At 70.3% G+C, this 12406-nt stretch carries 14 protein-coding genes; 3 read left to right on the forward strand and 11 right to left on the reverse strand.

Annotated features, from left to right (window positions below; genetic code table 11):
- Nucleotides 1–58: 58 nt before the first annotated feature.
- Nucleotides 59–1348: an NAD(P)/FAD-dependent oxidoreductase gene (locus tag ACO07H_RS16080; protein WP_422015909.1), complete on the forward strand. Its 1290-nt coding sequence runs from the start codon at nucleotides 59–61 to the stop codon at nucleotides 1346–1348.
- A gap of 7 nt (nucleotides 1349–1355) precedes the next feature.
- On the opposite strand, the gene ACO07H_RS16085 is transcribed toward ACO07H_RS16080, so the two are convergent.
- From ACO07H_RS16085 to ACO07H_RS16125, 9 genes are read right to left on the reverse strand one after another with little or no spacing between them, the layout of a single operon-like run.
- Nucleotides 1356–1646 carry a hypothetical protein gene (locus ACO07H_RS16085; RefSeq protein WP_422015911.1) on the reverse strand — a complete coding sequence of 97 codons (291 nt, stop codon included), beginning with the start codon at nucleotides 1644–1646 and terminating at the stop codon, nucleotides 1356–1358.
- The gene (locus tag ACO07H_RS16090; protein WP_422015913.1) at nucleotides 1643–1921 is read right to left on the reverse strand and encodes a hypothetical protein; all 279 of its coding nucleotides are present in this window, start codon (nucleotides 1919–1921) and stop codon (nucleotides 1643–1645) included. Before ACO07H_RS16090 ends, ACO07H_RS16085 begins: the two co-directional genes overlap by 4 nt.
- A 16-nt stretch (nucleotides 1922–1937) precedes the next feature.
- On the reverse strand, nucleotides 1938–3392 hold the full coding sequence (gene ccoG / locus ACO07H_RS16095) for a cytochrome c oxidase accessory protein CcoG (RefSeq protein WP_422015915.1): 1455 nt from the start codon (nucleotides 3390–3392) through the stop codon (nucleotides 1938–1940).
- Entirely contained in the window at nucleotides 3392–4309 is a 918-nt protein-coding gene (gene ccoP / locus ACO07H_RS16100; protein WP_422015917.1) for a cytochrome-c oxidase, cbb3-type subunit III, read from the reverse strand. The genes ccoG and ccoP overlap by 1 nt, the downstream gene beginning before the upstream one ends.
- A complete protein-coding gene (locus ACO07H_RS16105; RefSeq protein ID WP_422015919.1) occupies nucleotides 4306–4437 on the reverse strand; it encodes a cbb3-type cytochrome oxidase subunit 3 in 132 nt (43 codons plus the stop codon). Before ACO07H_RS16105 ends, ccoP begins: the two co-directional genes overlap by 4 nt.
- A gap of 13 nt (nucleotides 4438–4450) precedes the next feature.
- Nucleotides 4451–5074: a cytochrome-c oxidase, cbb3-type subunit II gene (gene ccoO / locus ACO07H_RS16110; protein WP_422015921.1), complete on the reverse strand. Its 624-nt coding sequence runs from the start codon at nucleotides 5072–5074 to the stop codon at nucleotides 4451–4453.
- Nucleotides 5075–5084: 10 nt separating this feature from the next.
- On the reverse strand, nucleotides 5085–6533 hold the full coding sequence (gene ccoN, locus ACO07H_RS16115; protein WP_422015923.1) for a cytochrome-c oxidase, cbb3-type subunit I: 1449 nt from the start codon (nucleotides 6531–6533) through the stop codon (nucleotides 5085–5087).
- A 45-nt stretch (nucleotides 6534–6578) separates the two neighbouring features.
- Nucleotides 6579–6728 (reverse strand): cbb3-type cytochrome oxidase assembly protein CcoS, encoded by a 150-nt coding sequence (gene ccoS / locus ACO07H_RS16120; protein WP_422015925.1) that lies wholly within the window; start codon nucleotides 6726–6728, stop codon nucleotides 6579–6581.
- 10 nt (nucleotides 6729–6738) lie between these two features.
- On the reverse strand, nucleotides 6739–8940 hold the full coding sequence (locus tag ACO07H_RS16125; RefSeq protein WP_422015927.1) for a heavy metal translocating P-type ATPase: 2202 nt from the start codon (nucleotides 8938–8940) through the stop codon (nucleotides 6739–6741).
- Nucleotides 8941–8975: 35 nt separating this feature from the next.
- On the opposite strand from ACO07H_RS16125, the gene ACO07H_RS16130 reads away from it, so the two are divergent.
- Nucleotides 8976–9422 carry a DUF192 domain-containing protein gene (locus ACO07H_RS16130; protein ID WP_422015929.1) on the forward strand — a complete coding sequence of 149 codons (447 nt, stop codon included), beginning with the start codon at nucleotides 8976–8978 and terminating at the stop codon, nucleotides 9420–9422.
- 62 nt (nucleotides 9423–9484) lie between these two features.
- On the opposite strand, the gene ACO07H_RS16135 is transcribed toward ACO07H_RS16130, so the two are convergent.
- Nucleotides 9485–10066: a superoxide dismutase gene (locus ACO07H_RS16135; protein WP_422015931.1), complete on the reverse strand. Its 582-nt coding sequence runs from the start codon at nucleotides 10064–10066 to the stop codon at nucleotides 9485–9487.
- A 58-nt stretch (nucleotides 10067–10124) separates the two neighbouring features.
- On the reverse strand, nucleotides 10125–11426 hold the full coding sequence (gene xseA / locus ACO07H_RS16140; protein WP_422015933.1) for an exodeoxyribonuclease VII large subunit: 1302 nt from the start codon (nucleotides 11424–11426) through the stop codon (nucleotides 10125–10127).
- Nucleotides 11427–11785: 359 nt separating this feature from the next.
- On the opposite strand from xseA, the gene ACO07H_RS16145 reads away from it, so the two are divergent.
- The gene (locus tag ACO07H_RS16145) at nucleotides 11786–12403 is read left to right on the forward strand and encodes a MotA/TolQ/ExbB proton channel family protein (protein WP_422015935.1); all 618 of its coding nucleotides are present in this window, start codon (nucleotides 11786–11788) and stop codon (nucleotides 12401–12403) included.
- Nucleotides 12404–12406 lie beyond the last annotated feature (3 nt).

The following is a 12406-nucleotide window of genomic DNA, read 5'->3' on the forward strand; positions in this document are numbered from 1 at the left end:
ACCGGCGGCACCATGCTGCAGCGCACAAAACCCCCGACGTCCGCAGTAGCATGGCGCCATGCGTCCCCACGTCCTCATCATCGGCTGCGGCTTCGGCGGCCTGGAGGCAGCGCGCGCGCTGCGCGCCGCGGCCGTCGACATCACCGTCGTCGACAAGACCAACCACCACCTGTTCCAGCCGCTGCTGTACCAGGTCGCAACGGCCGGCCTGTCGGCACCGTCCATCGCCGCACCCATCCGCCACCTGTTCCGTGCCCAGCGCAACGTGACGACGTTGATGGGCGAAGTCGTCGCCATCGATGCCGCCGCCAGGACGGTCTCGCTGAAGGACGGCGCCGTGCTGCACTGGGACCATCTCATCGTCGCCGCCGGCGCCACGCACAGCTACTTCGGCCGCGACGATTGGGCGCCCTTCGCGCCCGGCCTGAAGACGCTGGACGATGCGTTCGAGATCCGCCGCCGCGTGCTGCTCGCCTTCGAGCAGGCCGAGCGCGAGGACGACCCCGCCCGGCGCGCGGCGCTGATGCAGTTCGTCGTCGTGGGCGGCGGGCCCACCGGCGTGGAGCTGGCCGGCACCTTCGCCGAGATCGCGCGGCACACGCTGCCGGGCGAGTTCCGCCGCATCGACCCGCGCCAGGCGCGCGTGCTGCTGGTGGAAGGCAATGCGCGCGTGCTGCAGGCCATGCCCGAACGCCTGAGCGAGCGCGCCCGCGAGCAACTGGCAGCGCTGGGCGTGACGGTGCGCCTGGGCGCGCGCGTGACCGGCATCGACGCCGAGGGGCTGGACATCACGACGGCTGCCGGCCCCGAACGGCTGGCGAGCCGCTGCATCGTCTGGGCCGCGGGCGTGGCCGCATCGCCGCTGGGGCGCGCGCTGGTCGACACCACGGGCTGCACGCTGGACCGCGCGGGCCGCGTCGTCGTCGGGCCCGACCTGAGCCTGACGGGCTTCCCGGCCATCCAGGTCATCGGCGACCTGGCCGCGGCGCAGAGCCATACGCCGGGCAAGGCGCCCACGCCCGTGCCGGGTGTGTCACCCGGCGCCAAGCAGATGGGCCGCAGCGCCGCCGCGAACATCCTGCGACGGCTGCGCGGCGAGGCCACGGTGCCGTTCCGCTACGCTGACTATGGCAACCTCGCCACCATCGGCCGCAACAGCGCCGTCGTGGACCTGGGCACGCCGGCCGGCGCGCTGCGCTTCTCGGGCTACCCGGCCTGGCTGTTCTGGCTGTTCGCCCACGTGTACTTCCTGATCGGCTTCCGCAACCGTTTCGTCGTGCTGCTGGACTGGGCCTGGGCCTACTGGACCTACGACCGCGGTGCGCGTGTCGTCACCCAGAAGCGATAAGCCGAAGCTAGCGTGGCCAGCCGGGCGCGTGGCGTGACGCGCGGCCATCGTCCGGCAGGTTGACCAGCAGCAGCGCCAGGCTGGCACCCAGCGCAATGACACCCCAGAAGATCAGGAAGCTCAGCGTGTAGATCGCCTGCGGCGACAGGTCCACCGGCGCGGCGCCGAACCAGCGCAGGTCGCCGGGGTCGACGACGGCGAAGACCAGCGCCTCCAGCATGCCGGCCGTGAGGAAGGACGACCAGGCCACCGCCATCGCGAAGCGTGCGACGCGGGACGGCCCGGGCTGGCCGGTCACCGCTTGGCTCCGGACGTGGGAGGAACGCCGGTGGCCGCGTGGTTGCGCGCCACCAGCGCCGGCACGATGTCGCCTTCCTTGGCGCGCAGGTCCGCGGGCTCGGCGTCGTCGGCCGCGTGCTGCGCGGTGGCGTGCAGGTCCAGCGGCGGGTCCGGGTAGTGGATGGCCAGCGCCAGCGTGATGAAGCTGGCCACCACGACGATGGCCGGGCCGCCGGCCACCAGCCAGACCATGGGTTCGCGCCAGGCGGATGTGGAAAGTGGAGCTGCAGTCATGGGAATCTCCTGGCCGTCAGCGCGGCAAGACAAAGGTGGATTTCTCGGTGACGGTCTCGCCGGCCTCGCCAGACTCGCCGTCGCGCTGGATGCGCCAGCGCACCGGGTGGGCGCCGGGCGCGAGGCCTTGCGCGGCCTGCGGCGGCAGGCGCAGCCCCACGGCCACCCAGCGCGCCTCGGCCGGGCCGATGTCGACCGTCGTCGCCTGGCTCAGCACCAGCCCCGGCAGCCCGTCGGCGTCGAGCCGGTAACGCTGCGGCGACTCGGTGGCGTTCATGATCTGCAGCCGGTAGACGTTCTCGATCCAGCCGTCCTCCACCAGCCGCGCCAGCGCCGTGCGGTCGCGCACGACATCGACGCGGAAGCTGTGCCGCGACGCCAGGCTCCACAGCACGGCCGCGCAGATCAGCAGCAGCACGGTGCCGTAGACCAGCACGCGCGGCCGCAGCACGCGGCGCCAGCGCTGGGCGAGGCTGAGATCCTGCTGCAAGCCGTTCTCGGTGTCGTAACGGATCAGGCCGCGCGGCGTGCCCATCTTGTCCATCACGCCGTTGCAGACGTCGATGCAGGCCGCGCAGCCGATGCACTCGTACTGCAGGCCGTCGCGGATGTCGATGCCCGTGGGGCAGACCTGCACGCACAGGTGGCAGTCGATGCAGTCGCCCACGGCGGCGCTGCGCTCGGTTTGGACCTGGCCCTTCTTCCTCAGCGCGTTGTGGCCACGCGGCTCGCCGCGGGCGGGGTCGTAGCTGACGATGAGCGAGTCGCGGTCGAACATCGCGCTCTGGAAGCGCGCGTAGGGGCACATGTACTTGCAGACCTGCTCGCGCATGTAGCCCGCATTGCCATAGGTGGCGAAGCCGTAGAACAGCACCCAGAAGGTCTCCCACGGCCCCAGGCCCAGCGCCAGCACCTCGGCGGCGAGCGTGCGGATGGGCGTGAAGTAGCCGACGAAGGTGAAACCGGTCCACAGGCCGATGGCGATCCAGACGGTCTGCTTGCCGGCCTTGCGCCACAGCTTGTCGAACGACCAGGGCGCCTTGGCCAGCCGCAGCCGGGCGTTGCGGTCGCCCTCGAACGCCCGCTCCACGGCCATGAAGAGTTCGGTATAGACCGTCTGCGGGCAGGCGTAGCCACACCACACCCGCCCGGCCACGGCCGTGAACAGGAACAGCGCGTAGGCCGAGACCATCAGCAGCGCCGTCAGGTACACGAAGTCCTGCGGGTACAGCACCAGCGCGAACACGTAGAAGCGCCGCGCGCCCAGGTCGAACAGCACGGCAGGGCGGTCGCCCCACGTCAGCCAGGGCAGGCCGTAGAACACGAGTTGGGTCAGCACGACCAGCGCCCAGCGCCAGCGCGCGTAGAAGCCGTCCACCGAGCGCGGGTGGATCTTGTCCTCTGAGCGGTACAGCCGGATGACCTGCGTGGCTTGGCCCGGGCCGGGCGCGGCGGGAGACGGTGTGGGCATCAGTGCGCGGCGGCGACGTCCTGGGACTGCGACAGGCTCCACACGTAGGCGGCCAGCACGCGGATCTGCTCGGGCGTGAGCCGCTCGCCGTGCGCCGGCATGACGTTGTGCTTGCCGTTGTTGATCATCGCGGTCACGGCTTCCTCGCCCCAGCCGTGCAGCCAGATCTTGTCGCTGAGGTTGGGGGCGCCCAGCGCGGGGTTGCCCTTGCCGCCGGGGCCGTGGCAGGCGGCGCAGACGACGAACTTCGGCTTGCCGAGCTGCGCGTACAGCGCGTTGTGCGGGCTGCCCGACAACGACAGCACGTAGTGCGCGACGTTGCGGATGTCCTCCGCCGTGCCGACGGCCGGCGCCATGACCGGCATGTTGCCTTCGCGGCCGTGGGTGATGGTCTCGACGATGGTGTCGAAGCTGCCGCCCCACAGCCAGTCGCTGTCGGTCAGGTTGGGGAAGCCCTTGGAGCCTTTGGCATCGGCGCCGTGGCACTGCGCGCAGTTGTTGGCGAACAGCCGCTCGCCGATGCCATGCGCCTTGGCGTCGCGGGCGAGCTGCTCGGGCGCCAGGTCCTTGAACGCCGCGTAGACGGGCGCCATCGTGGTGCGCGCCTGGGCCATGTCGGCGGCGTGCTCGCCGGCGCTGGTCCAGCCCAGCTTGCCGGGCTTGCTGCCCAGGCCCGGGTACAGCGCCAGGTAGATGCCGCCGAACACGATGGTCAGCACGAACAGGCCCATCCACCACAGCGGCAGCGGGTTGTTCAGCTCGCGCAGATCCTCGTCCCAGACGTGGCCGGTGGTGTTGTCGGACGCCATGACCTGGCGGCGGCTGGCGATGAACAGCAGCACCGCGCAGGCCACCAACCCGCCCACGGTGGCGATGGCGATGTAGGCGGACCACCCGCCGTTGAAGAAGTCGCTCATCGCTCTTCTCCTTCAAACGGCAGTTGCGCCGCGGCATCGAAGTGGCCGCGCCAGGCCCACACGACGATGCCGACGAAGACGGCCAGCGACACGAGGGTCACGGCGACACGGAGTTCGTTGATGCCCATGATGCGGGCTCCTTCACTTGTTCGCGGTGCCGAGCACCTGCAGGTAGGCCACCAGCGCGTCCAGCTCGCTCTTGCCGGCCACGTCCTTGGACGATGACTGCACTTCGGCCTCGGTGTAGGGCACGCCCAGCGTGCGCATCGCGGCCAGGCGCGCCGGCAGACCGGCGGCGTCCACCGGGTTGCCCGCCAGCCACGGGTAGGCCGGCATGTTGGACTCGGGCACCAGGTCGCGCGGATTGTTCAGGTGGGTGCGGTGCCAGTCGTCGCTGTACTTGCCGCCGACGCGGTGCAGGTCGGGACCGGTGCGCTTGCTGCCCCACTGGAAGGGGTGGTCCCAGACGAACTCGCCGGCCGTGGAGTAGTGGCCGTAACGCAGCGTCTCGGCGGCGAGCGGGCGGATCATCTGCGAGTGGCAGTTGTAGCAGCCCTCGCGCAGGTAGATGTCGCGGCCGGCGAGCTGCAGCGCGGTGTACGGCTTCAGGCCGGGCGCGGGCTCGGTGGTGGAGCGCTGGAAGAACAGCGGCACGATCTCGACGGCGCCACCGACGATCACGGTCAGCAGCACCAGCACGATCATCAGCAGGTTGCTGGTCTCGATGCGCTGGTGGCCGGTCACGGCTTGGGTGTTGTTGCTCATGACGACTCCTTCAGGCGTGGGCCAGCACGGGCACCGGGATGCGCACCGGCTGCGCGCGGCCGGCCTGCACGGTCTTGATGACGTTCCATGTCATCACCAACATGCCACCGAGGTACAGCAGCCCGCCCGCGAGGCGGATCACGTAGAACGGCCAGGTCGCCTTCACGCCTTCGACGAAGGTGTAGACCAGCGTGCCGTCCGGGTTGACTGCGCGCCACATCAGGCCCTGCATGACGCCGGCAATCCACATCGCGGCGATGTAGAGCACGATGCCCAGCGTCGCGACCCAGAAGTGCAGCTCGATGGCGCTCTTGGAGTACATCTGTGTGCGGCCGAACATGCGCGGGATCAGGTGGTACAGCGACCCCATCGAGATCAGCCCCACCCAGCCGAGCGCACCGCTGTGCACGTGGCCGATGGTCCAGTCGGTGTAGTGCGACAGCGCGTTGACGGTCTTGATCGACATCATCGGACCCTCGAAGGTCGACATGCCGTAGAACGACAGCGCGACGATGAGGAACTTCAGGATGGGGTCGTCGCGCAGCTTGTGCCAGGCGCCCGACAGCGTCATGACGCCGTTGATCATGCCGCCCCAGCTCGGCGCCAGCAGCACCAGGCTGAAGATCATGCCGATGCTCTGCGCCCAGTCCGGCAGCGCCGTGTAGTGCAGGTGGTGCGGGCCCGCCCACATGTAGGTGAAGATCAGCGCCCAGAAGTGGACGATGGACAGCCGGTAGCTGTAGACCGGCCGCTCGGCCTGCTTGGGGATGTAGTAGTACATCATCCCCAGGAAGCCGGCGGTCAGGAAGAAGCCGACCGCGTTATGGCCGTACCACCACTGCACCATCGCGTCCTGCACGCCGGCGTAGGCCGAGTAGCTCTTCCAGAAGGTGACCGGGATGACCGCGCCATTGACGAGGTGCAGCAGCGCCACCGCCAGGATGAAGGCCCCGAAGAACCAGTTGGCCACATAGATGTGGCGGATCTTGCGGCGCCCCACCGTGCCGAAGAACACGATGGCGTAGGACACCCAGGCGATGGTGATCAGCACGCCGATGGGCCATTCCAGTTCCGCGTATTCCTTGCCGCGCGTGATGCCCAGCGGCAGCGTGATGGCGGCGGCGACGATGACGAGCTGCCAGCACCAGAAGTGGAACCACGCCAGGCCCGGCGCGAACAGGCGCGTCTGGCCCGTGCGCTGCACGACGTGGTAACTCGTCGCCATCAGCGTGCAGCCGCCGAACGCGAAGATCACCGCATTGGTGTGCAGCGGCCGCAGCCGCCCGTAGCTCAGCCACGGAATGCCGAAGTTCAGATCGGGCCAGGCCAGCTGCGCCGCAATCAGCACACCCACCGCCATGCCCACCACACCCCATAGCACGGCGGCCAGCGCAAACGCGCGTACCGGTCCGTCCTCGTAGATCGCCCCGGTGGTGGCCAGGGTCTTGTCGTTCGCCATCGCGACTCCTTCGTCTGATGGCAACGATTCTTCGCGGGGTGGGCCTCAGGCGCCTTGATCCTCGTCAACCAGGATGCGTTCACCCTCGTGCGTCAGGTCATCCAGTTGCCCGGCGTTCACGGCCCAGCCGAACACGGCCACGATGAGCAGCACGAGGACGACCGAGAAGGGCACGAGCAGGTAGAGGATGTCCATCGGCCGCTCCTCAGCGATTGAGCCGCTGCGCGTTGAGCACCACGAGCAGCGAGCTGGTCGCCATGCCGATGCCCGCGGCCAGCGGCGGCAGCCAGCCTGTCAGCGCCAATGGCACGCAGGCCAGGTTGTAGAGCGCCGCCCAGGCCAGGTTCTGGCGCAGCACGCGGCGCGTCTTCTTCGCCAGCGCCAGCGCCTGCGGCAGCGCCATCAGCCGGCCGGACACCAGCAGCGCATCCGCGGCCGTGCGCGCCAGCATGGCGCCCTGCCCCATCGCGATGCGCACGTCCGCCGCAGCCAGCACCGGCGCGTCGTTGATGCCGTCGCCCACCATCAGCACCCGCTCGCCGCCCGCCTGCCAGCCGCGCAATGCAGCGAGCTTGGCGTCGGGCGTGGCGCCGGCCTGCCAGTGCGCGATGTCCAGCGCCTGCGCCATGCGCTGCACCGCGGCGGGCTGGTCGCCCGACAGCACGCGCACGCGCAGGCCTGCCTTGCGCAGCGCAGCGACAGCCTGCGCAGCGTCGGCGCGAGGCTGCTCGGCCAGGTCCAGCCACAAGCAGCAGTCCGCACTGCCGAAGGCCAGCCGCGCATCGGGGTCGGGTGCGCCGGCGACCCAGCCCGGCGCACCCAGCCGCCAGACCGTGCCATACGCATCGCACGCCTCGATGCCGCAGCCGGCGACCTCGCGCACGCCCGTCCACGCGCCCGGACCGGCACCGTCGGCGAGCGCCTGCGCGTGCGGGTGCCGCGACAGCCCGGCGAGGCTGCGCGCCAGCGGCAGCAGCGCGTCTGCATCGGCGCCCTGCGACCAATGGCGGCGCAGCGTGAGGCGGTCCTCGCTGAGCGTGCCGGTCTTGTCGAAGACGACGGTGTCGACCGTGCACAGACGGTCCAGCGCGGACAGGTCCGCCAGCAGCAGCCCGCGCCGCGCCAGCGCGCCGCTGGCCGTGAGCCAGGCCGCCGGTGCCGCCAGCGTCAGCGCGCACGGGCAGGTGACGATGAGCACGGCCACCGCCACCGCCACCGCCCGCGAGGGATCGACCCACCACCACGCCAGGCCCGCGCCCAACGCCAGCAACAGCACGCCCACCGTGAACCCGGCCGCGACGCGGTCCACCAGGCCGAATGCCTGCGGGCGTTGGCTCTGCGCCTGCTGCATGAGCCGCACGATGCGCTGTGCCGTGGTGTCCTCGCCTACGCGATGCACCGTGACGACCAGCGGCGCGTCCACACAGACGCTGCCCGACACGACGGCGTCCCCCACAGCCTTGGCGACCGGCGCGGACTCGCCCGTCAGCAGCGCCTCGTTGACCCAGGCGCGGCCTTGCAGCACCCGGCCATCGGCCCCGAAGGCTTCGCCGGCCGCGACACGGATGCGATCCCCCGGCCGCAGCGCCTCTGGCGCGACGCGTTCGCTCGTGCCGTCGTCCCGCAGCCGCTCCACGGCCGTGGGCAGCGCGCCGGCCACGGCCTCCAGCGCGTCTGCCGCACGGTGGCGGGCCCCCAGCTCGAACCAGCGCGCCAGCAGCAGCAGCGCCACGAACATCGTCAGCGAATCGAAATAGACCTCGTGGCCCAGCGGCCCGGCCGGATCGAACAGCGCGGCCGTGCTGGCGAGGAAGGTCACGGCGATGCCCAGTGCCACCGGCACGTCCATGCCCGGCCGCCCGGCGCGCACCTGGCGCCCCGCGCCGGCAAAGAACGGCACGGCCGCAAAGGCCATGACCGGCAGCGTCAGCACCCAGCTGCCCCAACGCAGCAACTGGTCCAGGTCCGGCGCCAGCTCGCCCGCAGCGGCCACATAGGCGGGCGTGGCCATCATCATGACCTGCATCATCAGGAAACCCGCGACGAACAGCCGCCACAGCGCCTGGCGCCGCTCCTGGCGGCGCAGCGCGCGGGCCGGCGCGGCGACGTCCGGGCTGGCGCCGTAGCCGATGGCCTGCAACGCGGCCAGCACGTCGGCCAGCGCCACGTTCGCGGGCTGCCAGCGCAGCGCCAGCCGCGCCGATGCCGGGTTGACGCTCGCGCCCTGCACGCCCGGCAGCTTCAGCAGCGCTGCTTCGATCAGCCCGGAGCAGGCCGCGCAGTGGATGCCCGACACCTGCAGTTGCGACAGCGCCGCACCGCCCGGGCCGTCGGGCCAGGTCGTGAAGGGGGACAGAAGCCGCGCGTCGTCGTCAGCCGCGCGCAAGCCAGGGGGCGGAGCGCTCACACCGATAATCTTGGCCGCATCTCCCTCCGACGCCCATGACCTGCATCAAAGCATTTGCAATCTCCGCCCTGCTGGCCGCCAGCGGCCTCGCCGCCGCGCAGGACGCCCCGCAGAAACTGCGCAGCATCCCGCTGACGGCGGGCATGCACGTCATCCAGGCCGAGGTGGCACAGTCGCCTCAGGAGCGCGCCATCGGCCTCATGCACCGCAAGGACATGCCCACCAACAACGGCATGCTGTTCGTCTTCGAGGAGCCGCAGCCGCAGTGCTTCTGGATGCGCAACACGCTGCTGCCGCTGTCCATCGCCTTCATCGCCGAGGACGGCAGCGTCGTCAACATCGCCGACATGAAACCCATGGACGAGACGTCCCACTGCTCGGACAAGCCGGTGCGCTTCGCGCTGGAGATGAACAAGGGCTGGTTCGCCAAACGCGGCATCAAGGCCGGCAGCAAGCTGGGCGGGCAGCCGTTCGGCAAATGAGCGGCGAGCGCCCATGAAAAAGGCCGGCAGATGCCGGCCTTTTGCTTTGCAGCGACGCTGCCTCAAGCGAAGTTGGCTTCGGCGAACTGCCAGTTGACCAGGTTCGACAGGAAGGTCTCGACGAACTTCGGGCGCAGGTTGCGGTAGTCGATGTAGTAGGCGTGTTCCCACACGTCGATGGTCAGCAGCGCGGTGTCGGCGGTGGTCAGCGGCGTGCCGGCGGCACCGGTGTTGACGATGTCCACCGAGCCGTCCGGCTTCTTGACCAGCCAGGTCCAGCCGGAGCCGAAGTTGCCGACCGCGCTCTTCACGAAGGCTTCCTTGAACGCAGCGTAGCTGCCCCACTTGGCATTGATGGCGTCAGCCAGCGCACCGCTGGGCTCGCCGCCGCCTTGCGGCTTCATGCAGTGCCAGAAGAAGGTGTGGTTCCAGATCTGGGCCGAGTTGTTGTAGATGCCGCCGGAGCTCTTCTTGATGATCTCCTCGAGCGTCATGTTCTCGAACTCGGTGCCCTTCTGCAGGTTGTTCAGGTTCACCACGTAGGCGTTGTGATGCTTGCCATGGTGGTACTCCAGCGTTTCCTGGCTGTAGTGGGGCGCGAGCGAGTCGATGGGGTAAGGCAGCGGGGGCAGCGTGTGTTCCATGGTGCGGTCCTGAGGTGTTGGGGGGAAGGGAAACCCGGATGATTGTAGGGAGCGGGAATCACCCCTGCGGCAAGCCATGTACCTGCAGGATTTGCAGGTCGGCGCTGCCATCGGCCAGCACGGCTCGCACCTCGCCACCGGCCTGCAGCGATTGCACGGAGGTGATGGCGCCGCCCTGGCCGTCGTCCAGCCAGGCATAGCCGCGCGCCAGCACATGCTGCGGGTCCAGCGCCTGCAGGCGGGCGTGCAGCGAGTCCAGCCGGGTGGCCTGCCGGCGCAGCACATCGGCAGCAGCGCGCTCGCACCGCTGTGCCACATGGGCGAGACGCTGGCGCTGCAGCTCGGCGCGCCGGCCCGGTGCGGCTGCCGCGCGCTGTGCCAGCAGCGCCAGCAGGCGGCGCTGGCGGGCCAGCGTGTCGCTCGGGCGGGCCAGGCGCAGCGCCAGGCGGTCCAGGCGCTGCGCCACGGTCTGCAGGCGATGGTCGGTCCGCAAGGTCAGCGCACGCTCCAGACCGGCAAGCTGCTGCAGCAACGCCTCGCGGGACGGCGCGGCCAGTTCGGCGGCAGCGGTCGGCGTGGGCGCACGCAGGTCGGCGGCCAGGTCGCACAGCGTCACGTCGGTTTCATGGCCCACGCCGCAGACGACGGGCAGCGCGGACGAAGCCACGGCACGCACGACGCGCTCGTCGTTGAACGCCCACAGGTCCTCGAGCGAGCCGCCGCCGCGCACCAGCAGCAGCAGGTCCACTTCGGCGCGTTGATTGGCGGTGCGCAGCGCGTGGACCAGCGCAGCAGGCGCCTCGGCGCCCTGCACGAGGCTGGGGTAGACGACCACCTCCACCTGCGGCGCGCGCCGTGCCAGCGCTGTCAGCACGTCGTGCAACGCCGCGCCGGCCGTGGACGTGACGACGCCGATGCGCCGCGGGTGGCCGGGCAGCGGCCGCTTCAGGTCGGCGTCGAACAGCCCCTCGGCCGCCAGCCGGGCGCGCAGCTTCAGGAACTGCTCGTACAGCGTGCCGGCACCGGCGCGGCGCATGGCCTCGACGATGAACTGCAGCTCGCCGCGCGGTTCGTAGACGGCCACGCGGCCGCGCAGCTCCACCAGCACGCCCTCGCCGGGCGCGAAGTCCAGCATCGCTGCCGCACGCCGGAACATCGCGCAGCGCAGGCTGGCGGCCTGGCCGTCGGCGTCCTTCAGGCCGAAGTAGCAGTGCCCGCTGGCCGCCCGCGTGAAGCCGGCGATCTCGCCGCCCACGGCGACCACCGAGAAACGCTCGGCCAGGCTCTGCGACACCGCCTCCAGCAGGCCGGCCACGCCCCAGACCCGACGGCCCGGTGCGGCTTCGCGACCCTCGATCACGCGCCAGCCCAATGCCGGCGCGGGCCGGGAAGTCCACAGCCGCGCCGGCATTGGGCTGGCGGGCTGTTTTCTTGCGCGGCACCTGTCACGGCGCCGTCATGAGCACATAAGGCCTTGTTTTTCAATTCGATTTCCACTGCTCAAACTTGAGGCAAGTTGTCCAAGCCCTTGATTTGACGGCCCCCGGCGGCCCGCGCCCCAGGGTTGTCCACAAAGTTGCCCACAGCAGCGGTGGATGGCGGGAGCGCTTTCGTGAGGCGGCAACAGCCGGGAGAACCGGCGTCGCCCGCCGAGGCTGGGGCCATAATCCGCGCGCACTCTCCCGGCCGCCTGTGGCCGTTCTTTCGACGGGGACGACCTTGTTTTCGATCATACAAGCCGCCGGTTGGCCGATCTGGCCCTTGCTCCTGTGCTCCGTGGTGGCGCTGGCCCTGATCATCGAACGGCTGTCCAGCCTGCGCGCCAGCCGCATCCTGCCGCCGCGGCTGCTCGCCGACGTGCTGGGCGTCAGCGCCCAGCAACTGCCCGCGCCCGACATGGTGGACCGCCTGGCCGAGAACTCGCTGCTGGGCGAGGTGCTGGCCTCGGGCCTGCGCGCCGTGACCGCCGAGCCGCAGATGCCCGAGGGCAAGCTGCGCATGGTGTTCGAGTTCGCTGGCCGGCGCGCCGTGCACCAGCTCGAACGCTACATGAACACGCTGGGCACCATCGCCACGGCCGCGCCGCTGCTGGGCCTGATGGGCACGGTGGTGGGCATGATCGAAATCTTCGGCAGCCAGACACCCGGTGGTGGCAACCCCGCCCAGCTCGCGCACGGCATCTCCATCGCGCTCTACAACACGGCCTTCGGCCTGATGATCGCCATCCCGTCGCTGATGTTCCACCGCTACTTCAAGGGCCGCATCGAGGAGTACGTGCTGGAACTCGAAGCCGCGGCCGACCAGCTGCTGGGCCAGTTGCGCCGCTACACGGCCTGAGCA

Origin of the sequence: Roseateles sp., assembly GCF_965229315.1 — a bacterium.
GTDB lineage: Bacteria > Pseudomonadota > Gammaproteobacteria > Burkholderiales > Burkholderiaceae_C > Pelomonas.

What these genes read in the sequence shown, in the direction of transcription:
- ACO07H_RS16080 (WP_422015909.1), top strand. Translation starts at nt 59, where the DNA reads ATGCGTCCCCACGTCCTCATCATCGGCTGCGGCTTCGGCGGCCTGGAG.
- ACO07H_RS16090 (WP_422015913.1), bottom strand. Translation starts at nt 1,921, where the DNA reads ATGACTGCAGCTCCACTTTCCACATCCGCCTGGCGCGAACCCATGGTC.
- ccoG (WP_422015915.1), bottom strand. Translation starts at nt 3,392, where the DNA reads ATGCCCACACCGTCTCCCGCCGCGCCCGGCCCGGGCCAAGCCACGCAG.
- ccoP (WP_422015917.1), bottom strand. Translation starts at nt 4,309, where the DNA reads ATGAGCGACTTCTTCAACGGCGGGTGGTCCGCCTACATCGCCATCGCC.
- ACO07H_RS16105 (WP_422015919.1), bottom strand. Translation starts at nt 4,437, where the DNA reads ATGGGCATCAACGAACTCCGTGTCGCCGTGACCCTCGTGTCGCTGGCC.
- ccoO (WP_422015921.1), bottom strand. Translation starts at nt 5,074, where the DNA reads ATGAGCAACAACACCCAAGCCGTGACCGGCCACCAGCGCATCGAGACC.
- ccoN (WP_422015923.1), bottom strand. Translation starts at nt 6,533, where the DNA reads ATGGCGAACGACAAGACCCTGGCCACCACCGGGGCGATCTACGAGGAC.
- ccoS (WP_422015925.1), bottom strand. Translation starts at nt 6,728, where the DNA reads ATGGACATCCTCTACCTGCTCGTGCCCTTCTCGGTCGTCCTCGTGCTG.
- ACO07H_RS16130 (WP_422015929.1), top strand. Translation starts at nt 8,976, where the DNA reads ATGACCTGCATCAAAGCATTTGCAATCTCCGCCCTGCTGGCCGCCAGC.
- ACO07H_RS16135 (WP_422015931.1), bottom strand. Translation starts at nt 10,066, where the DNA reads ATGGAACACACGCTGCCCCCGCTGCCTTACCCCATCGACTCGCTCGCG.